The sequence below is a fragment of the Flavobacterium sp. DG2-3 genome (genome assembly GCF_030730925.1).
In the GTDB taxonomy this organism is placed as follows: Bacteria; Bacteroidota; Bacteroidia; order Flavobacteriales; family Flavobacteriaceae; genus Flavobacterium.
This window is the reverse complement of record NZ_JAVAMB010000021.1, coordinates 14,018-40,203: the sequence shown is the minus strand read 5'-3', so window position 1 is coordinate 40,203 and position 26,186 is coordinate 14,018. Positions and strand designations below refer to the sequence as shown.

The following is a 26,186-nucleotide window of genomic DNA, read 5'->3' as shown; positions in this document are numbered from 1 at the left end:
TTAGTTTATTTTGGTGCAAATTAAAACTATTTTGTTATCTTTTACATCAGTTGTAAAAAAACAATACAAATTACCTCCATTTTTTATTTTCCATTTTTTTCGAATGTTTTCTACCGTTTCTGGGAAATTGCGCGTCGTAATATTTGCCTGTTTATTCGCCAATTCGTTTTTCATTTCATTTTTATTGTATGAAATGACTTTTTGAACTTCAAATTTTCTTCCAGGAAAATCAATCAAATCATCTGAAGTATACAGATGTGAATGTTTGTGCAGTTTGTCAATTGTAAAAATACTGCTTACTTCATCAAAACCGCCCGATTTCATGATAGCAGCATTTGGCTCGTAAAGATATTTCTTCGGAAATCCATAAGATAAAGATGAGGTTTCTCCGCCTAAAACAAACTCAAAAGTTTCTGTTTTTTCTTTTAAAATATTAGCCGTTTTTAAAGTTATTTCGCCAGAATAATTTTTGTGAATTTCAAAAAGCAGTTCTTTAACTTCGTTTTCGAGCGCTATGATATGAATGTTCTTTACATTTTTTAATTCTGATAAACCTGCGGAAATATCCAATAAAGGCGCCGTTTTAATTAAAATATGATCTGATTTTTCGAAATAGAAATCAAGCAATTCAGGAACATTTGGAAGACAGTCTTTCAGCATAAAAACTTTGCCTTTGCTGTCATTTCTTCGCGAAGGATCAATATAAATCCAATCAAACTTCTGATTTTCTTTTTCTAATACATGAAGAGAATCGCCAGCAAAAAAAGTGGAATTTTCAACTTTTAGCTGTTTAAAATTGTGCGACACAATTGCCGATAAATCTTCGTTTATTTCACAATGCGTTATGGATTTAAAGTTCTTCGAAAAATAATAATCGTCAACTCCAAAACCTCCAGTTAAATCAATTAAAGTCTCTCCAGAAATTAAAGATGCTTTGTAAGCCGCAGTCTTTTCTGAAGAAGTCTGTTCTACAGAGACTTTACTCGGATAAATAATGTTTTCGGCAGCAAACCAAGTCGGAAGTTTTTCCTTAGCTTTTGTTCGAGCTTCAATTTGATTTAAAATTACAATCCAGTCCACTTCTGGAAACGGATTTTTTTGGAGCGCCAATTTTGTTATATCTGCACCAGTATTTTCAATTATATATTTCTGAATATCTGGATGCAAAATAGAAGTATTCAATTTTTAGATTCTTTCGGTTAATACGGAGACAATTTTATTGTTTGGAAAAAATTCTTTTAAAATTACTTTAATCATTGTAAAAGCTGGAACTGCGATAATCATACCGACAATTCCAAATGTAATACCGCTGATCAAAATAATTAAGAATATTTCTAACGGATGCGAATTTACGCTTTTTGATGAAATTATAGGCTGACTGACATTATTGTCAATGGCTTGAACTACTAAAAAGCCTATAATTACATAAATTGTTTTCGGTAAAATTTCCGATTGAAAATCTTGCCCAATCATACTGATCATAGTTAAAATTCCAGCCAGTGTTGTTCCGATAATTGGCCCTAAATAGGGAATCACATTTAAAATGGCACATAAAAATGCAATTACAAAAGCATTTTTATTTCCAAAAATCAATAATACAATTAGGTACAGAATAAATACAACAATTAGCTGTAATAGCAATCCAATAAAATATCGGGTCAGTAAATGGTTAATTTTAGTGATAGAATTCAGGATTTTATCTTCATTTGAATCAGGAAGTATTCTTCTCGCCTGATCTTTAAAAATATCTTGATCTTTAATAAAAAAGAAAGTGATAAAAAACACCGACACCAAGCCCATTCCCATATTAGCCATAAAGTTGATTATGGAATTTATGAATCCTGTAAAATAGCTAAAATCTAATATTGAGGTTAGTTTAGAGTCTTTTATAACTTTATTTAAATCGATATGCTGTATGTTGAAATATTCTTCTAGATGGGTTTCAGTTTCTATAAATTTTTCCTGTAAATGCGCCGTATCCAAAAGTGCTAAATTATTGGCTTGCGAAATAATTAATGGGACAAACAATAGAATGAAGCCTACTATTAGAAAAATAAAAAAGATAATGGTGGTCGTGGCTGCCAGAGAATTGCTGAATTTTAGTTTGTTTTTTAAAAATAAAACCAGCGGGTTTGCAATTAAACACAATATTAAAGAAATGCACAAGTAAACAATTACAGTTTGAATTTCATATAAAAAATATAAAACGATACCAATTATTAAGATTGTAGCTAAAGCTCTTAAAATTCCGTTCGAAATAGTTTTTGACGTGATCATGTTTAAAATTTAGACTATAAATATAGGAAAAAGCATTTTAAAATTTAGGGTTAAACAAAAAAAGCGAGATGATTTCATCTCGCTTTAAATTGTGTTTTGTTAACAATTATTGTGCAAATGAGGCTCTAGCTCCTCCAGTTGTAAAAATTGCTGATATTCTGTTTTTCTGTCCTGTCGAAAACATATACATTGCTGCATCGTCAACATAGTCCATGTAATTCATTGTCATTTCTACAGGAGTGCCAGAACAAGTGCTGTAATGTGGGTAAGCCGGAACGCCATAGTTTGCAGTATTGTGCGTTGGAGTGTCTGAAACTAAATCGCTTCCGCAAGTTGCATCTCCCCAGATGTGACGTAAATTCATCCAGTGTCCCACTTCGTGAGTTGCCGTTCTTCCTAAGTTAAATGGAGCGTTTGCAGCACCAGATAAACCGAAATAGCGAGAATCGATTACAACTCCATCAGTTGAAGAAGCACCTCCAGGAAATTGCGCGTATCCTAAAATTCCGCCTCCAATGTTGCAAGACCACATGTTTAATTTTGTAGTTGGAGAAGTTGGTGCAATTCCGCCTTGAGCAGTTTTTTTCATCGCATCGTTTGTTCCCCAAGAAGTTTTGGTAGTCGATTTTCTAATAACCTGATCCAAAACAAATGAGATTCCGATGTTAGCTTTAACTCCTGAGAATAATGCTGGCACATTATTGTAATCAGAGTTTAGCGCATTAAAATCTTTGTTTAAAACATCAATCTGCGATTGAATTTGTGTGTCCGAAATGTTTTGTGCAGCCGTTCTGTAAAGAACATTAACTACAACTGGAATTTCGATTTTTCCATTTACCAAACGGCCTGTAAAAGTAGAACCAGCATGTTGTACCGTAAAAGTTTCGATTTCGTTCATTCTAATAGCCAATGAAGGATCGGCTTTCAATTGAGCTTCTAAAACTTCTTGTGTTGCACAGCCTCTGCGAGAAGCAACAGTTGCATCTGCATTAGCTGATTCTGATGATTCATTTTGACAAGCAAACAGCATTAATGCTGCAAATGTGGTAATAATAACTTTTTTCATAATAATTTGGGTTTTTTGTTATAAAAATGTTGATTAGTTGAATATTGATGCAATTTTATAACAAAAAAGTATTGTAGAAAAATATTACAAAGAATAATTTGTGAGAAATTTTACAATCCCTTACAAACATTGATTCCTACAAAAAATGACTAAAAAATATTATGATGTATTTTCTTATTTTGTAATTTTTTGAAAGCATTTTGACGGCAAAATTTGCGTTTTATCGGATTAATAATCAGATAGATGTGGTTAGGAAAAATAGAAAGTTGTTTTTTTTCTATGTAAAAAACGAAAGAATTCTTACGATAAAACTAAGCAGAAGTGATCTCATACAGCGCAATACTTGCCGCTTGAACGACATTCATACTGCTGTTTTTGCCAAACATATTGATATGCACAATTTGATGCGAAAGTTTCAAAAGTTCGTCTGAAATTCCGTTAATCTCGCTTCCTATCAAAAGAGCGATTTTTTTATTTTCAGGAATTATAACTTCTTTTAAAGGTTTACTGTTTGAAGCTATTTCTAAAGAAATAATCTCAAAATTATGATCAACCAAATAGGAGCGAAGTTCGTTATAATCTTCAATCACTGAATGCTGTACATGAAGATGCGTACTGCGTGAAGTTTTATTAATTTTACGAGGTGTCAGCGGAATATCTTTTCCGAAAAAGATAATATTTTCAACTCCGAAAGCTTCAGAAATGCGAAATAAAGAACCAATATTCTGCTGAAAGTAAATGTGATCGCATACTAAAGTTATGGGAAATGTTTTTCTTTCAAATTGGTTTTCTTCGTGGGTTAACTGCACTTTCTAAAATTTAATTGGTAAAAATATAATTGATGATGTTTGCGCCCATTTTCAGCGCTTTGTCTCTTACGTTTGCTGGATCGTTGTGCACTTCGGCATCTTCCCAGCCATCGCCCAAATCACATTCGTAAGTGTATAATAAAACGAGTTTATTGTCGATAAAAATTCCAAATGCTTGCGGACGAGTTCCGTCGTGCTCGTGAATTTTCGGCAATCCGTTTGGAAAAGGAAACGGTTTCTGAAAAATAGGATGATTGGAAGGAATTTCAGTTAAATTATTATTTGGAAAAATCTTTTTGATTTCTTTTCGAATAAATTGATCCATTCCGTAATTATCATCAATATGCAGAAAACCTCCAGCAGTAAGATAATTTCTCAAATTGGTTACATCAGCATCGCTAAAAACGACATTTCCGTGCCCCGTCATGTGCACAAACGGATATGATAGCAAATCTGGATTGCTTGGTTCTACAGTCGAAGGTTTTGCTTTTATTCTTGTATTAATGTTGTTGTTGCAAAAACTGATTAAGTTGGGCAAAGAAGTCGGGTTGGAATACCAGTCACCGCCGCCGCTGTATTTAAGCAAAGCAATTTCTTGTGAGAAAGAGACAGTTGAAAAAAGTAAGAATAAGTAAAATATTTTTTTCATTTAATTATATTTTTTGCTTCATTTTCCTTGAGATGCTTTTTGTCATCCTGAAGAACGAAGGATCACACAAGAAACTCCGTACAGAATTTGCCAATCGTTGCCTATTTACGAGTGTGATCCTTCGTTCCTCAGGATGACAGACCTAACGTTGTGTTTTTTTATTCATTAAAGAAAACCACACTATGACAAGCCACAACAGCTGCGGTTTCTGTTCTTAAACGCGTATTTCCTAAAGTTACAGGTTTGTAATTGTTTTCTAAAGCCAATGCAATTTCCTTTTCAGAAAAATCACCTTCAGGACCAATTAAGATTGTAACATCTTCATTTGGCTTTAAAACTTCTTTCAATGATTTTTTATCGGTTTCCTCGCAATGTGCAATCAATTGCAGGCCATTTTGCTGTTGTTTGATGAATTCTTTAAACGAAATCGCTTCATTTAATTTTGGAAGAAAAGTTTCGTTACATTGTTTCATTGCTGAAAGAATGATTTTTTCGAAACGGTCACGATTGATTACTTTTCGTTCCGAACGATCACAAAAAATAGGTGTAATTTCTTGAATACCAATTTCAGTTGCTTTTTCCAGAAACCATTCAAAACGATCGTTCATTTTGGTTGGAGCAACCGCCAAATGCAAATGAAACTTTGGTTTTTCGGCATTTTTTATAGAAAGCACTTCAACTGTACATTTGTTATCAGAAGCTAAAGTAATCTGAGTTTCAAACAATAATCCAGAACCATTGGTAACTTGAAGAATGTCTGAATCTTTTTTTCGGAGAACTTTTATAATGTGACGACTTTCTTCTTTATCAAAAGAAAAACTTTGGGTTGTTTCGTCAATATTCGGATTAAAAAATAACTGCATGATTAAAATTCGATTCTTGCTTTAGAAACTACAGCAGAAGTTTCAAAACGATTAGATAAGTATTTTTGGTAGCCCACAATTCCAATCATTGCAGCATTGTCTGTTGTGTATTCAAATTTCGGGATGAAAGTTTTCCAGCCGTATGGATTCTCTTGCAAACGGGTTCTTATTCCAGAATTTGCAGAAACTCCGCCACCAATGGCAATTTGTGTAATTCCAGTTTCTTTTACGGCAAGTTTTAGTTTATCGATCAAAATTTCGATAATAGTATGCTGAATAGAAGCACAGATATCATTCAGGTTTTCTTCGACAAAATTCGGATTTTCCTGTTTGTTTTTTTGAATGAAATATAAAATTGCTGTTTTTAATCCAGAAAAACTGAAATCTAATCCTGGAACTTTCGGTTTGGTAAAAGGAAACGCTTTCGGATTTCCTTCTTTTGCATATTTATCAATCAAAGGCCCGCCTGGATAAGGAAGACCAAGAATTTTGGCGCTCTTGTCAAATGCTTCACCTACAGCATCATCTGTAGTTTCTCCAATAATTTCCATATCAAAAAAGCTATTCACTTTTACGATTTGCGTATGTCCGCCACTTATCGTTAAAGCTAAAAAAGGAAATTCTGGTTTATCATAGCCTTCTTCATCGATAAAATGGGCTAAAATATGAGCATGCATGTGATTCACAGCAATTAACGGAATGTCTAAAGCCAATGATAGCGATTTACTGAAGGAAGTCCCCACCAATAAAGAGCCCATTAATCCTGGACCTTGCGTAAATGCGATTGCGCTTAACTGTTCTTTTTGTACATTTGCTTTACGAAGTGCAGCATCTATCACAGGGACAATATTCTGCTGGTGCGCGCGTGAGGCCAATTCAGGAACAACACCTCCGTATTGATTATGAATTAATTGATTGGCTACAACATTTGACAATACTTTGTCGTTATGTAAAACCGCGGCAGCAGTATCATCGCATGAACTTTCGATGGCTAGGATAAAAACCTCTGGATTTTGCATATAAAGGCACAAATTTTGAATTATATTTGACAAGTCAAATCTTTAGAAATATCTTTGATAGAAGCAGTGCCCAAAATTAAAGAATTTTTATCAAAAACAGCGGTTCTTTGTCTGTTCAAAATAAATTAAAAGAAAACTAAAATTAAAGAAGCTATCAAAAAAGTAAAAAAAATAATATCCAGAACCCTAATTGGGTTGATTTTACTTTTGTTAGCTCTTGCTATCATACTCTCTCTTCCTGTGGTTCAGACACAGATTGCCAATTATGTCACCAATTCTTTAAACGAAGATTTTAAGGTTAATATTAATGTTGAAAAAACGGCGATCAATATTTTTGGAGGCGTAAAATTGAAGAAAGTAACGATTTTAGATCATCATAAAAAAACGATGATTTATTCGGATATCATTACAACTGATATTGCGAGTTTCTCTAGATTATTAGATGGAGATTTAATCTTTGGCGATTTGCGCTTAACAGGTCTGATTTTCAATCTGAAAACCTATAAAGGCGAAGATGAAAACAATATCAATAAGTTTATACGAGCTTTTGAAGTTGAAAATACGCCTAAGAAAAAATCGACTAAACATTTTTTGCTTACGGCGAAAAATGCTTACATCGAAAAAGGAAGATTTTCTGTTGTTGATGAAAATAAAACGACTCCTAAATTTCTCGATTTCACCAAACTAAACGCTTATATCAGCGAGTTTAAATTGTATGGACCAGATGTAAATACCAACATTCACAGGTTTTCGTTTATGGATCACCGCGGTTTGTATGTTTCTAATTTTGCTGGGAAATTCAGTTATACCAAAAAACAGATTAAAGTTGAAAACTTAGCTATTACAACCAAAAGATCTTCTATTTACGGTTTAGCTATTTTAAATTATAAGCCATCAGATTTTCTTGATTTTACCGATAAAGTACGATTTGATGTAAAAATAGATTCGTCTTCGATTGCGACAAACGATATTCGCCATTTTTATGACGGTTTAGGTAAAAATCAGCATTTTAAACTGAAAACAAAATTAGACGGTCCGCTTAATAATATGACACTTACCAAGTTGCGATTAAGCGATACCAACGGATCAAAAATTAACGGAACCATCAATTTTAGGAATCTTCTAGGCAGTAAAGAACAGAAGTTTTCTATGGATGGAAAATTTGATAAACTGCTTTCTAGCTACGATGATTTGGTTATTCTGCTTCCTGGAGTTTTAGGTAAAAGACTTCCGAAAGAAATGAAGCGAATTGGGAAATTCAATATTGTTGGAAAAGCAAAAGTATCAACCACAGCTTTAGAAACCGTTTTTAAAATTGCCACAGATTTAGGAAATGGAGAAGTCGATCTTCATTTGAATAACATGGATTTTATAGACAAGGCTTCGTATGCAGGAAATATTGTTTTAAATAATTTTGATATTGGCGCCGCTTTAAATAGAAAAGATATTGGCAAAACGACTTTGAATCTAGATGTGGACGGAGTTGGTTTTACTGAAAAATATTTGAATACCGTTATTAAAGGTGATATTTCGAAACTCGATTATAATAAATACACTTATAATAATATAGTAGTAAACGGAAACTTTAAATTGCCTTATTATAAAGGGCAAATCGCCATCAACGATCCGAATTTAAATTTAAGTTTTGACGGTTTGCTTGATTTAAGCAAAAGAGAAAACCGCTATGATTTTCATATTAATGTCGAAAATTCAGATTTAAGAAAATTGAAGTTTGTCGGTGATTCTATTTCTCATTTTAAAGGAGATGTTGTCGTTCAGTTAACTGGTAATTCTATTGAAAACCTGCAGGGAGATATTTTTATAAACGATGCAGAATATCAAAATCCAAAATCAACTTATATTTTTGATCAGGTAAACTTGAATTCAACTTTCGACGCAGATCGTTTGAGAACTATTACAATTAGTTCGAATGATGTGGTTGACGGAAAAATTGTGGGTAAATTTAGATTCGATCAGCTGGATAAATTGGTGATGAATTCTGTGGGTAGTTTATATACGAATTACAAACCTTACAAAGTTAGAAAAGGACAGTTTCTGCGTTTTAATTTCCGTGTTTACGATAAAGTAGTCGAAATGCTTTATCCGCAAATCAATATAGATTCTTCTACGGTTGTAAGAGGAAAAATAGATTCTGATTTACAAGAGTTTAAATTTCGTTTTAGATCGAAAAAAATTACAGCAGACAAAAATACGTTTGATAATATCCGTATTAATATCGACAATAAGAATACACTTTATAATGCTTATGTTGAGTTAGACAGTATAAAAACTCCTTTTTATAAAATACGTGATTTTAATTTGATTAATGTTACGGCAAAAGATACTTTGTTTGTGCGTTCAGAGTTTAAAGGTGGAAATCAGGGTGAAGATTATTTTAATCTAGATTTGTATCATACGATTGACAAGAATAAGAATAATATTATCGGAATCAAGAAATCGGAAATGAAATTTAAGGACTATATCTGGTACTTAAATGAAGATGCCGAAAAAGACAATCAGATTATAGTTGACCAATATTTTAGAAATTTCAATTTTGACAATATTGTTTTATCTCATGAAAATCAGAAAATTGATTTAAACGGAGTCATAAAAGGAAAAGATTATAAAGATCTGGTGCTGACATTTGAAGATGTTGATATCAATAAAATTACGCCTACCAATTCCAAATTTGTGTTCGATGGTAATTTGAATGGAAGTGTCAATTATAAGCAGAATAAAAATGTTTATCAGCCCACGGCATCCATTAAAATCGATCATCTTGTAATGAATAAAACAGAATTAGGTACGCTTAATTTTGATATTTCGGGAGACGAAAGTTTTAGGAAATTCACTGTTAATTCATCGATTCAAAATGGTTTTACCGAATCGTTTAGAGCAAATGGAACTTTTGCTGTAGAAAATAAGGAAACCATTATGGATATGAGCTTGAAACTGGAAGGTTTCAATCTGGCTACTTTAGGAACTATTGGCGGAGATGTTCTTTCTAATGTTCGTGGTTCTGTTTCTGGAAATGCAGCTGTTGTCGGGAATTTGAAAAAACCAGAAATCAACGGACGTCTGTATGTAGAAAAAGCAGGAATGACAATTCCGTACCTAAATACCGATTATGAATTGAGTGATCGAACGGTAATTGATTTGACAAATGAAAAATTCTTGTTTAGAAATAATCAGTTAACGGATACTAAATATGGTACAAAAGGTTTGTTGAATGGAAGTATCGAGCATAAAAATTTTGGCGACTGGAAGTTAGATTTAAATATTACGTCTAAACGATTAGTTGCGCTGGATACAAAAGACAGTGATGATGCCGCTTATTTTGGAACCGCATTTATAAACGGAACGGCAAGTATACGAGGTCCGGTAGAAAGTCTTTTTATTAAGGTAGATGCGAAATCGGAAAAAGGTACAGAAGTTAAGATTCCGATTAATAACGTGCAAAGTGTTGGAGAAAGCAGTTGGATTCATTTTGTAACACCGCAAGAAAAATATAATCTAGCCAATGGAATTGTAGAGAAAACTAGAGACTACAACGGACTTGAGTTGGAGTTTGATTTTGATATTACGCCAGATGCCGAAGTTGAAGTGATTCTCGATCGAAATTCTGGTCACGGCATGAAAGGAAAAGGGTATGGATCGCTTTTATTTAAAATCAATACTTTAGGGAAATTTAATATGTGGGGAGATTTCCAGGCATACGAAGGAACTTATAATTTTAAATACGGCGGACTTATCGATAAAAAATTCTCGGTTAAAAAAGGAGGTTCTATTATTTGGGAAGGAAACCCGATGCGTGCGCAGCTGAATTTAGAAGCGGTTTATAAAACGCAGGCTAATCCGGCAGTACTTTTAGATAATACTTCGTCATTCAATAAAAAAGTTCCTGTAGAAGTAGTAATTGGTTTGCGAGGAGATTTATCAAATCCGGAGCCTAATTTTGATATTCAGTTCCCGTCTGTTAGTAATGTTTTAAAATCGGAGATACAATATAAGTTAGATGATAAAGATATTCGCCAGACACAGGCACTGTATTTATTGTCTACGGGTTCGTTTATGAGTACCGACGGATTTAGTCAGGGAGATTTCTCTGGAACTTTATCAGAAACAGCTTCAAGTTTATTAGGAGGAATTATTAAGTCGGATAACGATAAAGTAAATATCGATTTGAATTATATTGCCGCAGACAGAAGAACAGGGCAGGAGGTTGATGGTCAGTTTGTCGCTAATATTTCGTCTCAGGTCAATGAACGAATTACGATTAATGGTAAATTGGGAGTTCCTGTTGGAGGAGTAAATGAATCGGCAATTGTGGGAGATATCGAGATTTTATATCGTGTAAACGAAGATGGTACAATGAACCTTCGTCTGTTTAATAAAGAAAACGACATTAATTATATAGGACAAGGAATTGGGTATACGCAAGGAGTCGGTATTTCGTATGAAGTCGATTTTGATACCTTTAGTGAGCTTGTCAATAAGCTATTTAAAAGCCATAAAATAGAGAAAGCTGTAAAAGGTTCTTCGTCAGACGAGCTGCAGGATTCTTCTTTAAATCCAGATTACATGAATTTTACAACTAAAAAAGAATCGGAGAAAAATAAGAAAAAGGCAAAAGAAGACGAAGAAAAAAGGAAAAAAGAAGAAGAAAAGAAGAAAAAGAAGGAAGAGCAGTCTCCAAACCATAATCAAGGACTAATTCCTGATAACGATTATTAACACTTTGTTAAAAATACACATTTATAAAACCATTATTCTCATAATGGTTTTTTTTGTGCTAAATTTAAGCCCTCTAATAAAATTTTCCATGTGAGCGGGAAATTCTGATTTTTATAACACTTCATCAGGGTATTGTTAATTTTGACGATTTAATTAAAAAAATAGCGATTTATTATTTTTAATGAAATTTTTTCCTAGAAAAAACTTATTAACGAAAACGTTTGAATTTAACAGATTTTATTAATTTATGATAATCGTAACCTGAAAAGTGCTGAATGTTTGCTAATTTTACACTTTAATACTTAAATAATGCCAAAAACAATAAAAAAAGTAGGTGTTCTTACCTCAGGAGGAGATTCACCTGGAATGAATGCTGCAATACGATCAGTTGTTCGAACTTGCGCATACCATAATATAGAATGCATCGGAATTTATAGAGGGTATCAAGGAATGATTGAAGGAGACTTCAAAGAAATGGGACCACGAAGCGTAAATAATATTGTAAACAAAGGTGGAACGATCTTAAAATCGGCTCGTTCAGTTGAGTTTAGAACCCCTGAAGGTAGAAAAAAAGCACACGAAAACCTTGTTAAGGCTGGTGTAGATGCTTTGGTTGTTATTGGCGGTGACGGTAGTTTTACTGGAGGATTAATTTTTAATTCAGAATTTGGCTTCCCAGTAATGGGAATTCCGGGTACAATCGATAATGATATTTATGGTACAAGTTTTACTCTTGGGTACGACACAGCTTTAAATACTGTTGTAGACTGTATCGATAAAATTAGAGACACAGCAAGTTCGCATAACCGTCTTTTCTTTGTAGAGGTTATGGGTAGAGATGCAGGTCATATTGCTCTTAATGCAGGTATTGGTGCAGGAGCAGAAGAAATCCTTATTCCTGAAGAAGATTTAGGTTTAGATCGTCTTTTAGATTCACTTCAAAAAAGTAAAGCATCAGGAAAATCATCAAGTATTGTGGTAATTGCTGAGGGAGATAAAATTGGTAAAAACGTATTCGAATTAAAAGATTATGTTGAGGCTAATTTACCTGAGTACGATGTACGCGTTTCTGTTTTAGGACATATGCAGCGTGGTGGTTCTCCATCTTGTTTTGACCGTGTTTTAGCAAGCCGTTTAGGAGTAAAAGCAGTTGAGTCTTTAATTGAAGGAAAATCTAATTATATGGTTGGACTTCGCGAAGACAAAGTAATCTTGACACCACTTGAGCAAGCTATTAAAGGAAAATCAGAAATTGATAGAGAGTTATTAAAAGTGGCTGACATCATGTCAACATAATTCATATAAAAGTTTAAAAAGAAGAGAAGTTTATTGTGAGGAAATTAGACTTTGAAATAGTGTAATAAAAACAAAAGCAAAAATTTAGTAAAATGTCAAAAGTAAAATTAGGAATAAACGGATTTGGACGTATCGGAAGAATCGTTTTTAGAGAGTCTTTCAATAGAGATAATGTAGAAGTTGTTGCAATCAACGACTTGTTAGACGTAGATCACTTAGCTTATTTATTAAAATATGATTCAGTTCACGGTCGTTTCGACGGAACTGTAGAAGTTAAAGAAGGAAAATTATATGTAAACGGAAGAAACATCCGTATTACTGCAGAAAGAAATCCTGCTGACTTAAAATGGAACGAAGTTGATGTAGATGTAGTAGCTGAATGTACTGGTATCTTCACAACTATCGAAACTGCAAGTGAGCACTTAAAAGGTGGTGCTAAAAAAGTAATCATTTCTGCTCCATCTGCAGATGCTCCAATGTTTGTAATGGGTGTTAACCACGAATCTGCAAAAGCTTCAGATTTAGTAGTTTCTAACGCTTCTTGTACTACAAACTGTTTAGCTCCATTAGCTAAAGTTATCAATGATAATTTCGGAATTGTTGAAGGTTTAATGACAACTGTTCACGCAACTACTTCAACTCAAATGACAGCTGACGGACCTTCTAGAAAAGACTGGAGAGGTGGACGTGCTGCTGCAATCAACATCATTCCTTCTTCAACTGGAGCTGCAAAAGCAGTTGGAAAAGTTATTCCAGAATTGAACGGAAAATTAACTGGTATGGCTTTCCGTGTTCCTACTGCTGACGTTTCTACAGTAGATTTAACTGTAAAAGTAGCTAAAGAAACTTCATACGAAGAAATTATGGCTGTTTTGAAAAAAGCTTCTGAAAACGAATTAAAAGGTATCTTAGGATATACTGAAGATGCAGTAGTTTCTCAAGATTTTATCTCAGATAAAAGAACTTCTATCGTTGATGCTGGTGCTGGAATCGGTTTGAATTCAACTTTCTTCAAATTAGTTTCTTGGTACGACAATGAGTACGGATACTCAAGCAAATTAATCGATTTATCTGTACATATTGCAGGTTTAAAATAATAATATATATTTTTGCAAAATCCCGTTACTTTAAAATAACGGGATTTTCTTATTTTGTTACTTCTATAATTAATGTAAAAAATACACTTTTAAATTAAAAATAGAAAAACCTAATTCCAAAAACTAAACAAATGAAATTAATAGTTGACAGTGGATCTACTAAAGCCGATTGGATTGCGATAGATGATAATGGAAAAGTATTATTCACAACACAAACTTTAGGATTAAATCCTGAAATTCTAGACGGGCCAGAAATCATCACCAGATTAAACGACCGTTTTGATATTTTACAAAATAAAAAAGAAGCAACTCATTTGTTCTTTTACGGTGCCGGATGTGGTACAGATAGAATGAAAGAGTATTTAAAACAAGTTTTTCAAGAGTACTTTTCTAACGCTATTGTTGACGTTCAGGAAGATACTTATGCTGCTGTTTATGCTACAACTCCAAAAGGGCAGGAAGCAATTGTTTCTATCTTAGGAACAGGGTCTAACTGCAGTTACTTTGATGGAAAAGTATTGCACCAAAAAGTTCAGTCATTAGGATATATCGTAATGGATGACTGCAGTGGTAATGTTTTTGGAAAAGAATTAATTAGAAAATACTATTTTAATAAAATGCCTAAAGAATTGGCGGTTGAATTTGAAAAGGAATACGACGTTGATCCTGATTTTATTAAAAATAAATTATACAAAGAACCAAATCCAAATGCTTATTTGGCAACTTTCGCTAAGTTTTTAATTAAACATAAAGACTCAGAATTCTGCAGAAAAATTATTTTCAAAGGAATGAAGTCTTTCGTTAAAAACTACATCAAACAGTTTGATAACTGCAAAGAAGTTCCGGTACATTTTGTTGGTTCAATTGCTTTTTATTTAAAAGACGAATTGCAAGAGACATTTGATAAATATGAACTTCAATTAGGGAATGTTTTAAGAAGACCTATTGATGGATTAATTGCTTACCATGTCGCTAATCAATAGTTCTGGTTTTATGGAAATTGCCATTATTGCTCATGATGGTAAAAAAGCGGATTTAATTGATTTCTTAATCAAAAATGAAGCTATTTTGCATAATGAAAAAATAAGGCTTATTGGGACTGGTACTACGGGAGGAAAAGCAGAAGCTGCTGGATTTAAAACGCAGAGAATGCTTTCTGGACCGCTTGGAGGCGATGCACAAATTGCAGGAAGAGTTGCGGAAGGAATTACGCAGATGGTTTTCTTTTTTAAAGATCCTCTTTCGAGCCATCCGCATGAAGCAGATATTAATATGCTGATTCGTGTTTGCGATGTGCATAATGTGCCGCTGGCAACCAATGAAGCAACGGCACAACTATTATTAGATGCTATTGCACAGCGATTATAGAAATTTCTACATTAACATTTTTTGGCAGACAAGCCACTTGAACCGTTTCACGAGCTGGAGCGGTTTTTTCGTTAAAATAAGATCCGTAAACCGTGTTTATTGCTCCAAAGTTGTTCATGTCCATGATGAAAATAGTTGACTTTACAACATTTTCAAAAGTCATTCCTGCAGCTTCTAAGATTGCAGCAATGTTTTGCATTACTTGGTGTGTTTCGTCATTAATGTTCTCTGTAATCAATTCTCCAGATGTAGGATTGATTGCAATTTGTCCAGAAGCATAAAGAGTATTTCCAGATAATACGGCTTGATTATAAGGTCCGATTGGAGCCGGAGCTTTCTCGGTAAAAATTATTTTTTTCATAATGAAAGTATTTGGATTCGAAAGTAGTTTATCTATTTGAAACGCTTCGTTTGTTCCATTTGATATCGCTAAGCATACCAGATTTAATTCCGATAAAGAAATTCCAGTTAGAGTTTGTTCCTAAAGGCTGCCAGTTAAAAGCCATTCTCCAGCTTAATAAATCTCTTTCAAAACGGAATTGCGTAAAGGTAACTCCTTTTTGTACAAAATCGTAACCAGTAGAAACCCCAGCTTTCCACTTAGGAGTAAGATCGGTATTGATAGAAACCATGATCGAGTTTCCAGAAATCGTGCTCTCTCGTTTAATGTTCGAATATGTTAACGAATAGGCAAGCGTCATATCCCACGGAACTTTAGAATTAAAGAATTCTGTAATCACATCTTCTTTTTCCGGTTCATTGGCAAACTGGCTGTTACGGCTGTCATTTAAGTCAGTATTGGTACCAAACAAGTCATCGCTTCGTCCACCATTCCGCTGACTCTGCGTATTTTTTTCTTTTCCGGTTCCTTTATTCGAGAATGAGTAGTTTACGGTTACGTTGGCGCTAGTCATTCTAAATAAACTTCCGCCATTGTCAATGTTGAATTTGTCAATTTTGTTACCTCCATTATCGATCGCATACGGATCTAATGTTGCACCAAAGTTCATATTCATTTTATTGTCAAAAAACTGAGTTCCACCACTTACCAATACAGGCTGCCACCCAAATGTTGATTTACCGTCAGCATTGAAATTGTAGCTTGTGCTGAAGTTTAAATTGTTTAACAGCATTATCTTCTTAGGCTCTGTTTTTGTGCTGTCTCGGTCTCTTACTTTTGCTTCAAAAGTATTGCTTAAAGCAAAACCAACAATGTTTGAATTGTCTTTTCCTGGCGCTCCGTACAATCCGTTTTCAAATCGGGTATATTCAGAAGTAATTCTTCCAGAAGCATCTACAGCATACGTATCGTAATATTTTTCAAAACTAGGCGTATAAGCGTATGTAATACTCGGACGCATTACGTGTCTAATAGATTGAATTTTTTTATCTTCTCCGAAATTAAAAGTTCCGTAAATCGTCGTACCTAAATTGGTGCTAAAATTGTATGTTCTAAAAGCATCAAAACCATTAACTGTTTTGTCAACTGTTTTTCCTTCAGCAGGATCGTATACTTTTTCGATTGTTTTGTTAACCCATGTTTCTTGATAAGTAGTAGAAGCTCCAGCACTGAAATATTTGAAGATCTTAAAGTTGGTGCTCAACGGAATAGTCTGCTGCAAGCCTAACTGCGCATCATTAAACATTTGAGGTTTGAAGAACAGAGAATCTTTTGTTTTGAAATAGTTTTTACCGCTTACATTGTACTGTAAGTTGATGTTTTTAATTAATCCTTTCTTTAAACCATTCTTTCCAACAAAAGGATATATACGGTCAATACTTCCTTGCAAAGACGGAAGGGTCATAATAATATCTTCTGTCTGCGTATTCTGGCTATGAGTTGCAGTTAACGCAATACGTGATCCGGGAATGGTATTAAAGGTTCTGTTGTATGAAATAGAAGAACTTAAAGTATTGTTCAAGTTCGATCCAATATTGGCTTGGTTGATCGATTGTTTGAAGTATTTACTACTACCCATGTTGACAGAAGCCGAAAAAGTAGAATTCGGATTCGATTTTGTGTCTTTAGAATGTGACCACTGAATGTTGTAAATGCTTTGTTTAGAATAATCAGGATAACCGCGTTCGCTGCTAATCAAATTTTCGAAACGAATATTCACGTTTCCTCTGTATTTATATCGCGTTGCATACGCCGATTCAAATCGCATGGCGTAACTTCCGTTGGTATAATAATCTCCGAGGACGGTTAAGTCATAATTGTCGCTCAGTGCAAAGTAATAACCTCCATTCTGCAATGAAAAACCTCTTGTGTTAGAATCGTTATAACTAGGAATAATAATACCAGAAACGCTTTTCTCCTGACTCATTGGGAAATAGGCAAAAGGCAATGCCAAAGGAGTAGGAACATCAGCAATTACCATATTCGTTAAACCTGTAATTACTTTTTTTCCAGGTATAAATTTAACTTTACTCGTTTGGAAATAGTATTCAGGATGATCGACATCTGTTGAAGTGGTAAAACGCGCACCTTTTAAAAAGTAAACAGAATCATTTTCTTTTTTAGTAACGGCAGCTTTAATCTTGAATTCGCCTTGTTCTGTTCTAGAATTGTAGATTAAGGCTTTTTTAGTTTTAAAATTAAATCGAATAGAATCTGGCTGCACTTCGCTTGATCCTTGTTTGAAGTTAGGATATTGCGTTAAAACCCCAGCAGAATCCTTAATTCTTCCAGCGTAAACTTCATCTTTTTCATAATTAAGAACAATTATACCCGATTTTAATTCAACATCTTTATAGTATAATTCTGCTTCATTATATAAAGTAATCAGCTTATTTTTCTGGTCGATTTTAGCATAATCTTTCGCTACGTATCTTACTTTTCCATCCAAAAAAGTTTTTTTAGGCCTAACAGTATCTAATTTTATAGTGTCTGTTGGAATTATAGCTGGTTTTTCTACAGAAGTAGTTTTATCTGTTTGTTTTCCAGCAGGTAAAGACTTTTTTTTGTTTTTTATCTCTTGCGAATATAAATTACCACAACCTATAGTTAGGAAAAATGATATTAAAACGATATTAAATAAGTTTGTGTGCAAAGGTTTAAATGCTATTTTTGTAAAATTATGGCTTGTTTTTTGACATGTCAAACTTACATATAATTTTTTGGCAAAAATAATCAATTCTAAAAATTATAACAGCTGCATTTTATTAAAATTAACTTTTAGATTTATGAATAGAATTAACAAATTTAAGGTAATATTTACTTTATTTCTAATAATATCGTCCTTTTGTGCTCATAGTCAGTCAAATGTGTTTAAGGTTACGCTTGATGCCGGACACGGAGATCATGACTTTGGAGCTGTTTATAGCGGACGGATCGAAAAGAATATTGCTTTAGCTATTGTTTTGAAAGTAGGGAAGATTTTAGAGCTTAATCCGAATGTTAATGTTATTTATACTCGAAAAACAGACGTTTTTATAGATTTGGTTGAAAGAGCTAACATTGCCAACAGAGCAAATTCGAATATTTTTGTCTCTATTCACTGTAACGCCAACAAAAATACAGCAGCCGACGGAACCGAAACGTATGTAATGGGTTTGAGTAAAGTTGCATCGAACCTTGAAGCGGCAAAAAAGGAAAACTCTGTAATTACACTTGAGAAAGATTACAAACGTAAATACGAAGGATACGACCCTAATTCTCCAGAATCAATGATCGGTATGACTTTAATGCAGGAAGAATATTTAGATAATAGTATTTCGCTTGCTACAAAAATCGAAGACAACTTTGAAAAATTAGGAAAAAAACTTCGTCAGGGAGGTGTAAAGCAAGCGCCCTTCATGGTACTTCATAAAGCTTACATGCCTAGAGTTTTGGTTGAAACTGGATTTGTATCGAATCCGACAGAAGGAAACATTCTGAATTCTGAAGAAGGTCAAGATGATATTGCAAGAGCCATTGCAGAAGCAATCTTAAGTTACAAACGCGAATATTTTGGGACAGGAGCGGAAGCTACTGAAAGTCGGCCCGTAAGAGACACTACGCCTGCAAAACCAAAAACAGCTGCTCCAGTTGCAGTGGCTAAAAATGCTCCAAAAGGAACTTTCTTTAAAGTGCAGCTTATTGCAAGTATTAAAAAAACACCTTTAGAGCCTAAAAACTTTAAAGGGCTTAAAAATGTATCAATGGTATACGAAAATAATATTTATAAATATTTCTACGAAGAAACTCCAAGTTACGAAACAGCTCAAAAATACCTGCAAGAAGCTAAAAGTAAAGGATATGGTGCTGCATTTTTAGTGGCAACTAAAGATGGAGAAAAAATCAGTATTCAGGACGCGATTAAATAATCAGCGCAAGTTCGAATATTTATATTAATTTTGTACAAACACTTAGAATTTTGAAACTAACAAGAGAAATTAAAACGGCTATTTTAGTCATCGCGTCTATTTTATTATTTATCTGGGGATATAGTTTTTTAAAAGGCAGAGATCTTTTTACAAATTATACCATTTTATATGCTGAATATGATAATGTTGAAGATTTATCACCATCAGCTCCAGTAACGCTAAACGGACTTGCGATTGGTAAAGTAAATAAAATTACAATTAATGAAGTGACTGGTAAATTACTAGTAGAACTTCAGCTTAAAACAGATTTTCCAATTACAAAAAGCAGTACAGCTGCAATTTATTCTCCTGGATTAATTGCTGGGAAACAAATTAAAATTATTCCAGACTTTACTAGTAAAGAATTGGTAGAAGACGGACAGAAATTAACTTCTACTGTCGAATTGGGATTGACAGAATCTTTAGGCGGAAAACTGGAGCCAATTCAGCAAAAGCTAGAAAAAATGCTTGTCAATATTGATGTTTTGGTTTCAGGTTTAAATAATACTTTAGATAAGAATACTCAAGAAAATCTAAAGAAAACTATTGCTGAGTTGAGCCAAACAATGACACAATTTCATAAAGCTTCTGGAAGTCTTAATAATATTTTGGATACCAATAAAGGGCAAATTAATGGAATGGTTTCAAACTTTAATAAAGTATCGAGCAACTTTAATAAAATTTCTGATTCATTAAACAAAGCAGATTTAGGGAAAACGGTTCGAAACCTAAACCAGACTTTAGCTAAAGTTGATGGTTTAATGGCGAACTTGAATTCAGGAAAAGGAACAGCAGGAAAATTATTGAATGATGATGCATTGTACAATAATCTGGCAAAAACTTCAAAAGAGCTTGAATTGTTATTGCAAGATGTTCGTCTTTATCCAACCCGTTACGTAAACGTTTCTCTTTTCGGAAAGAAAAATAAACCGTATGTAGCACCAACAGAAGAAACAAACTCAACTGATAAAAAATAATTATAAATGAGTTATTTAGATAATATTTTATTTGCCATACTTCTTATAGTAGGTTTCGGCTTTTTTGCAGCGAGCGTAAAAAAAATCTACCGAAACATTAATCTTGGAGTTGATGTAGATCGAAAAGATAATCCTAAAGCTCGTTGGAAAAACATGGCTTTGATTGCTCTTGGGCAGTCAAAAATGGTGAGACGCCCTGTTGCCGGAATCCTTCATATTTTTGTATATGTAGGTTTCATAATAATTAATATCGAATTATTAGAAATCATTATTGATGGACTTTTTGGAACGCATAGAATTTTTGCGCCGTATTTAGGCGTAGTGTATGATGTTCTAATTGCTTCATTTGAAATATTAGCAATACTGGTAATTATTGCTGTAGTTACTTTTTGGATTAGAAGAAATTTTATCCGATTAAAACGTTTTATTCATTCTGATTTAACTGGATTTCCAAAAAGTGATGCCAATTACATCTTGTATTTTGAAACCGTTTTGATGATTCTGTTTTTATTGATGAATGCTTCCGATTTGCATTTACAAAATGTGCCAGGAGGATATTCTCATTTTCATAAAGCAGGAAGTTATCCGATTAGTCAGTTTATCGCACCAATTTTTAATGGTGTGTCAAATGAAACTGTAGGATTGCTATTCGAAGTTTTCTGGTGGTTACACATTGCTGGTATTTTAGTTTTCATGAACTATTTATACTTCTCAAAACATTTGCACATTCTTTTGGCATTCCCAAATACCTATTTTGCAAATCTTGAACCAGAAGGGAAGTTTGATAATTTAGCTTCGGTTACAAAAGAAGTAAAATTAATGATGGATCCAAATGCAGATCCATTTGCGGCGGCTCCAGCTGATGAAAATACGCATCCAGCTAAGTTTGGCGCAAGTGATGTTCAGGATTTAAACTGGGTTCAGTTATTAAATGCTTATACCTGTACGGAATGTGGACGTTGTACTTCTTCTTGTCCTGCAAATCAAACAGGTAAAAAATTGTCTCCACGTAAAATTATGATGGATACGAGAGACCGTTTGACAGAAGTGGGTAAAAATATCGATGCAAACAAAGGGACTTTTGTGCCAGATAATAAAACATTACTAAACGATTATATCACGCCAGAAGAATTATGGGCTTGTACCTCTTGTAATGCATGCGTTGAAGAATGTCCTGTAAATATTAGTCCGTTATCTATTATTATGGATATGCGACGCTTTTTGGTAATGGAGCAAAGTGCTGCGCCAATGTCATTAAACGCCATGATGACTAATATTGAAAACAACGGCGCGCCTTGGCAGTATAGCCAACAAGACCGTTTAAATTGGAAAAACGAGAATTAAAATTTATTGTTTAAATGGGTTAATTGTTTAACCGTTTATTCGATTTTAAAATATATTGAGGTTTACTGTGAGGAAACCGATTTAACAAAAAAGAGAGAGATGTCAGAAAGTTTAGTAGTGCCAACAATGGCAGAAATGCTTGCCGAAGGAAAACAGCCAGAAGTTTTGTTTTGGGTAGGTTGCGCAGGAAGTTTTGATGATAGAGCAAAAAAAATTACTAAAGCGTTTGTACGAATTTTAAATCGTACCAATGTTTCTTTTGCAGTTTTAGGTACAGAAGAGAGTTGTACGGGTGATCCTGCAAAAAGGGCTGGAAATGAATTTTTGTTTCAAATGCAAGCCATGATGAATATCGAGGTTTTGAATGCTTATGAAGCTAAAAAAATTGTTACGGCTTGTCCGCACTGTTTTAATACTTTGAAAAATGAATATCCAGAATTAGGAGGTAATTACGAAGTTATTCATCATACACAGTTTTTAAAATCATTAATTGACGATGGAAGATTGACTGTTGAGGGTGGACAATTTAAAGGTAAAAAAATCACTTTCCACGATCCTTGCTATTTAGGAAGAGCAAATCAAGTTTACGAAGCGCCAAGAGATTTGATTCAGAAGTTAGACGTTGAATTAGTCGAAATGAAGCGTTCTAAAGCAAACGGATTATGCTGTGGAGCAGGAGGAGCGCAAATGTTTAAAGACGCTGAACCTGGAAATAAAGAAGTAAACGTTCTTCGTACAGAAGATGCTTTGGAAACGCAGCCAGATATTATCGCTGCGGGTTGTCCATTCTGTAATACGATGTTAACAGACGGAATTAAAAATAAAGAAAAAGAAGGTCAGGTAAAAGTTCTGGATATTGCAGAATTAATTGCAAATGCGCAAGATCTTTAATTAGAGATGCTAAGTTGCTAAGATTCTAAGCTTCTAAGTTTTTTAACTTGAAATCTGAATTTTCTCAATCTAAAATCTAAAATCAACAATCTAAAATTTAAAAATGTATATACCTTTTGAAAATTTACCAGGTGAATCTAGAGTCTGGATTTACCAATCGAACAGAAAATTTTCTGAGGAAGAGTTTTCTGAAATCGAAACAGATTTAAAAGCTTTTGTAGAACAATGGGCTGCACACGGCACAAGTCTTGAAGCTTCATTTTTATTGAAATATAATAGATTCATTATATTGGCAGTTAATCAAGACGTACAAGCTGCTACAGGCTGTTCTATTGATAGTTCTGTTGAATTTATTCAAGGATTAGAAAAGAAATATAACGTTGATTTACTAGACAAAATGAACGTTACTTTTAAACTTGGAGATCATATTGCGCACAAACCATTAATTGACTTTAAGAAAATGGTTAAAGACAAAGCAGTAACGGCAAATACAATTGTATTTAATAATCTGGTTAATAATATTGAAGAATTTAATGATGCTTGGGAGGTTCCCGCGGCGGATAGCTGGCATAGTAGATTTTTCTAAAATATATAAGAGATTTAAAAAAAAAGCGAAACTTGTGTTTCGCTTTTTTTTGTTTCAGGTTTCAGGTTTCAAGTTTAAAGTTGGAAACCTGACAGGTTTAGAAACGTCAACATCAGACTTCTTTAACGTTAAACTTTGTCAAAGTTTCAAACTTTGACAAAGTTGTTTTAGGTGTTTAATTTCTAATGAAAAACAAAACTTCTAAATTAGCCCCGATGGGAGCGGCATCCTTTTTCTGGTCTCGTTCTCAAAAAACGAGACCAGGAAAAGATATAGCGGACAGCGGGACAGGTGTTCTTTTGAAACTTTTAGTTCTGCTTCTAAAAATATTTATCAACCGGATTAATCTAATTTTGTCAAAAAACTAACAATTTAAAAGCCTGATGAAACGCTATTTTTGAGTATTTTCGTAGAATTAAATTTTATCCATGAAAATAGCAATTGTTTGTTATCCTACTTTTGGAGGTAGTGGTGTAGTAGCCACGGAGTTAGGTCTCGAATTAGCCAGAAGAGGACACGAAATACATTTTATCACATACAGCCAGCCGGTTAGATTGGCACTTTTAAATCCGAATGTTCATTATCACGAAGTAAATGTTCCTGAATATCCTTTATTTCATTATCAGCCTTATGAATTAGCGTTATCGAGCAAGTTGGTCGATATGGTTAAATTGTATAAAATAGAGCTTCTGCATGTACATTATGCTATTCCTCACGCTTATGCAGGTTATATGGCAAAACAGATGCTGAAAAACGAAGGAATTAATCTTCCGATGATTACAACACTTCACGGAACTGACATTACATTGGTTGGAAATCACCCATTTTATAAGCCTGCGGTAACTTTCAGTATCAATAAGTCAGATTATGTGACTTCGGTTTCGCAGAGTTTGAAAGATGATACGTTGAAATTGTTTAAAATTAAAAACAAAATCAAAGTGATTCCGAACTTTATTGAATTGAATAAAGTAAAGAAAGATCCTGGTGCGCCTTGCCATCGTTATGTAATGGCGAATGAAAATGAACGCATTATAACGCATATCAGTAACTTTAGAAAAGTAAAGCGCATTCCAGATATTATTAAGATTTTCTATAATATTCAGAAAGAACTTCCGGCTAAATTGATGATGGTTGGAGACGGGCCTGAAAAAGAAAAAGCTGAAATTTTATGCCAGGAATTAGGCATTTTAGACAAAGTGATTTTCTTCGGTAACAGTCATGAAATTGATAAAATTTTATGCATGACCGATTTATTTCTGCTTCCTTCTGAAACAGAAAGTTTTGGTTTGGCTGCACTTGAAGCCATGGCTTTGGGAGTTCCAGTTATTTCGAGTAATTCGGGCGGTCTTCCAGAAGTGAATTTTGACGGATTTTCGGGTTATTTAAGCAATGTCGGAAATGTAGAGGAAATGGCAGAGAATGCAATTAAAATTTTGAAAGACGATGCCGTTTTGAATCAGTTTAAGGCTAATGCGCTCGAAGTGGCGAAGAAGTTTGATATTCATAACATTCTTCCGAAATATGAGGCTTTGTATCAAAAAGCAATTGACGATTATAAATATGAAAAGCAATAATTTTAAAAAGAGGTAAATGAAAAAAGTAATTTCGATTTTAGCAGTTTTTGTTTTGATTTCCTGCGGAGCTAAGAAAACTTCTGCTTCAACAGGATTATATGAAGTTTTGACGGTACAGTCTAGCGGCGGCGGAAATATCAAATTTTTTGAGATTCTGACAGAACCGAATGAGATTAAAATGCTGGAAAACGATCCGCTTTTGGCTGATAAGGTAAAAAACAGCGATACCAATACTTCAAATTACGTGATTCTGAATATGGGCGAAAAAAATACCAGCGGTTATACTATTGATGTTGTAAATGTTGAAGAGACAGATAAAAATATCATTATAACAGTAAAAGAAAACAGCCCAGCAAAAGATGCTATGACGATGTCTGTTATTTCATATCCGTATACTGTAGTGAAAATTAACTCTAAAAAAGAAATTATCATTAAATAATAGCGTGGTTTTTTAACCGCAAAGAGCGTAAGGACGCTACATTTTTTTATTTAATCTCGCAAAGTCGCGAAGTCGCAAAGTTTATTTTTTTGCGACTTCGCGACTTTGCGAGATTCTTTTTATTAGAACTTGCGTTCTTTGCGAAAACCTTGCGAACTTTGCGGTTAAACTTATAATAAGGCACATAAAAAAAACCTGTCGCTTTAACACGACAGGTTTCTTCTTACAATTATTTTTTATTTTTAATTAGAATCTGAATTTAACACCTAAACCGACGTCAAATCCAAAATTATCATCGTCATAGTATCCAGAACCAATTTCAGGTCTTGCATCTAATGATAAAGTAAGTGGCACTTCATCAAATCTGTATTCTATACCGATATCTCCAGCAGCAAAAACATAAGTTCCGCTATCATTGTATCTATAGTTGTTATTGTAATAATCATGATCCCAAGCGGCTAAACCTCCACCGACACCTGCGTACCAGTTAAAACCTCCATCGATGTTCCAAACCCATTGGTAAAGAGCAACTCCTTTTATGGCGTCTACATCTCTGCTGTTTCTCCAACCTAAGTCAAACTCCAGTCTGTTTTTCTGATTTAGTCCTAATTGATATGATATTTCTCCTCCAAATCCGTTATTGTCTCCCAGACGTAATCCTAAAGCGTGTTTCGAAATTTCTTGTGATTGAGCCGTAAATGCTAAACCAAGAAGCATAATGGCAGATAATAAAATCTTTTTCATAAAAATGGTTAATTAATTTTTTTCAAATGTATAATTACAGTCAGATAGAGAACGTATATTATTTTTGAAAATTGTTATATAATTTACATTTTCATGAAAAAGGCGC

22 protein-coding genes are annotated in these 26,186 nt (G+C 33.7%); 12 read left to right on the top strand and 10 right to left on the bottom strand.

Annotation, left to right across the window (positions count from 1 at the left end):
• From Q9Q97_RS20395 to tsaD, 7 genes are all read right to left on the bottom strand, one after another.
• Positions 1–1,182, bottom strand: a complete 1,182-nt coding sequence (locus tag Q9Q97_RS20395) for a class I SAM-dependent methyltransferase (protein ID WP_306160497.1) — start codon at positions 1,180–1,182, stop codon at positions 1–3.
• A gap of 3 nt (positions 1,183–1,185) precedes the next feature.
• Complete coding sequence (locus Q9Q97_RS20390) at positions 1,186–2,277, bottom strand: AI-2E family transporter (protein WP_306160495.1); 1,092 nt, start codon at positions 2,275–2,277, stop codon at positions 1,186–1,188.
• Between the two features lie 106 nt (positions 2,278–2,383).
• Positions 2,384–3,343 (bottom strand): zinc metalloprotease, encoded by a 960-nt coding sequence (locus Q9Q97_RS20385; RefSeq protein WP_306160493.1) that lies wholly within the window; start codon positions 3,341–3,343, stop codon positions 2,384–2,386.
• A 311-nt stretch (positions 3,344–3,654) separates the two neighbouring features.
• Positions 3,655–4,152 (bottom strand): TrmH family RNA methyltransferase, encoded by a 498-nt coding sequence (locus tag Q9Q97_RS20380; RefSeq protein ID WP_306160491.1) that lies wholly within the window; start codon positions 4,150–4,152, stop codon positions 3,655–3,657.
• 10 nt (positions 4,153–4,162) lie between these two features.
• Positions 4,163–4,801, bottom strand: coding sequence for a DUF4159 domain-containing protein (locus Q9Q97_RS20375; RefSeq protein WP_306160489.1), 639 nt, complete (start codon positions 4,799–4,801; stop codon positions 4,163–4,165).
• Between the two features lie 158 nt (positions 4,802–4,959).
• On the bottom strand, positions 4,960–5,664 hold the full coding sequence (locus Q9Q97_RS20370; protein WP_306160487.1) for a 16S rRNA (uracil(1498)-N(3))-methyltransferase: 705 nt from the start codon (positions 5,662–5,664) through the stop codon (positions 4,960–4,962).
• A gap of 2 nt (positions 5,665–5,666) precedes the next feature.
• Positions 5,667–6,683 (bottom strand): tRNA (adenosine(37)-N6)-threonylcarbamoyltransferase complex transferase subunit TsaD, encoded by a 1,017-nt coding sequence (gene tsaD, locus Q9Q97_RS20365; protein WP_306160486.1) that lies wholly within the window; start codon positions 6,681–6,683, stop codon positions 5,667–5,669.
• Between the two features lie 195 nt (positions 6,684–6,878).
• On the opposite strand from tsaD, the gene Q9Q97_RS20360 reads away from it, so the two are divergent.
• The 5 genes from Q9Q97_RS20360 (at position 6,879) to Q9Q97_RS20340 (ending at position 15,178) form a co-directional block, all read left to right on the top strand.
• A complete protein-coding gene (locus Q9Q97_RS20360) occupies positions 6,879–11,417 on the top strand; it encodes a translocation/assembly module TamB domain-containing protein (protein ID WP_306160484.1) in 4,539 nt (1,512 codons plus the stop codon).
• A 309-nt stretch (positions 11,418–11,726) separates the two neighbouring features.
• The gene (gene pfkA, locus Q9Q97_RS20355) at positions 11,727–12,713 is read left to right on the top strand and encodes a 6-phosphofructokinase (RefSeq protein ID WP_306160482.1); all 987 of its coding nucleotides are present in this window, start codon (positions 11,727–11,729) and stop codon (positions 12,711–12,713) included.
• Between the two features lie 92 nt (positions 12,714–12,805).
• On the top strand, positions 12,806–13,810 hold the full coding sequence (gene gap / locus Q9Q97_RS20350; protein ID WP_125722828.1) for a type I glyceraldehyde-3-phosphate dehydrogenase: 1,005 nt from the start codon (positions 12,806–12,808) through the stop codon (positions 13,808–13,810).
• 131 nt (positions 13,811–13,941) lie between these two features.
• Entirely contained in the window at positions 13,942–14,793 is an 852-nt protein-coding gene (locus Q9Q97_RS20345; RefSeq protein ID WP_306160479.1) for an N-acetylglucosamine kinase, read from the top strand.
• 10 nt (positions 14,794–14,803) lie between these two features.
• A complete protein-coding gene (locus tag Q9Q97_RS20340) occupies positions 14,804–15,178 on the top strand; it encodes a methylglyoxal synthase (RefSeq protein WP_306160575.1) in 375 nt (124 codons plus the stop codon).
• On the opposite strand, the gene Q9Q97_RS20335 is transcribed toward Q9Q97_RS20340, so the two are convergent.
• Both Q9Q97_RS20335 and Q9Q97_RS20330 read right to left on the bottom strand, forming a co-directional pair.
• Positions 15,159–15,539, bottom strand: coding sequence for a RidA family protein (locus Q9Q97_RS20335; RefSeq protein WP_306160477.1), 381 nt, complete (start codon positions 15,537–15,539; stop codon positions 15,159–15,161). The genes Q9Q97_RS20340 and Q9Q97_RS20335 overlap by 20 nt on opposite strands.
• Before the next feature lie 28 nt (positions 15,540–15,567).
• The gene (locus Q9Q97_RS20330; protein WP_306160475.1) at positions 15,568–18,282 is read right to left on the bottom strand and encodes a putative LPS assembly protein LptD; all 2,715 of its coding nucleotides are present in this window, start codon (positions 18,280–18,282) and stop codon (positions 15,568–15,570) included.
• A gap of 82 nt (positions 18,283–18,364) precedes the next feature.
• Here Q9Q97_RS20330 and Q9Q97_RS20325 point away from each other — a divergent pair, with 82 nt between their 5' ends.
• The 7 genes from Q9Q97_RS20325 (at position 18,365) to Q9Q97_RS20295 (ending at position 25,336) form a co-directional block, all read left to right on the top strand.
• The gene (locus Q9Q97_RS20325; protein ID WP_306160473.1) at positions 18,365–19,486 is read left to right on the top strand and encodes an N-acetylmuramoyl-L-alanine amidase; all 1,122 of its coding nucleotides are present in this window, start codon (positions 18,365–18,367) and stop codon (positions 19,484–19,486) included.
• 50 nt (positions 19,487–19,536) lie between these two features.
• Positions 19,537–20,502, top strand: coding sequence for an MlaD family protein (locus Q9Q97_RS20320; protein ID WP_306160471.1), 966 nt, complete (start codon positions 19,537–19,539; stop codon positions 20,500–20,502).
• Positions 20,503–20,508: 6 nt separating this feature from the next.
• A complete protein-coding gene (locus Q9Q97_RS20315; RefSeq protein ID WP_306160469.1) occupies positions 20,509–21,846 on the top strand; it encodes a (Fe-S)-binding protein in 1,338 nt (445 codons plus the stop codon).
• Positions 21,847–21,945: 99 nt separating this feature from the next.
• Entirely contained in the window at positions 21,946–22,737 is a 792-nt protein-coding gene (locus Q9Q97_RS20310) for a (Fe-S)-binding protein (RefSeq protein WP_306160467.1), read from the top strand.
• A gap of 103 nt (positions 22,738–22,840) precedes the next feature.
• Complete coding sequence (locus Q9Q97_RS20305) at positions 22,841–23,323, top strand: ABC transporter ATPase (RefSeq protein ID WP_306160465.1); 483 nt, start codon at positions 22,841–22,843, stop codon at positions 23,321–23,323.
• A 428-nt stretch (positions 23,324–23,751) separates the two neighbouring features.
• Entirely contained in the window at positions 23,752–24,897 is a 1,146-nt protein-coding gene (bshA, locus tag Q9Q97_RS20300) for an N-acetyl-alpha-D-glucosaminyl L-malate synthase BshA (protein WP_306160464.1), read from the top strand.
• A gap of 16 nt (positions 24,898–24,913) precedes the next feature.
• Positions 24,914–25,336, top strand: coding sequence for a protease complex subunit PrcB family protein (locus tag Q9Q97_RS20295; protein WP_306160462.1), 423 nt, complete (start codon positions 24,914–24,916; stop codon positions 25,334–25,336).
• Between the two features lie 246 nt (positions 25,337–25,582).
• On the opposite strand, the gene Q9Q97_RS20290 is transcribed toward Q9Q97_RS20295, so the two are convergent.
• Positions 25,583–26,080: a hypothetical protein gene (locus Q9Q97_RS20290; protein WP_306160460.1), complete on the bottom strand. Its 498-nt coding sequence runs from the start codon at positions 26,078–26,080 to the stop codon at positions 25,583–25,585.
• Positions 26,081–26,186 lie beyond the last annotated feature (106 nt).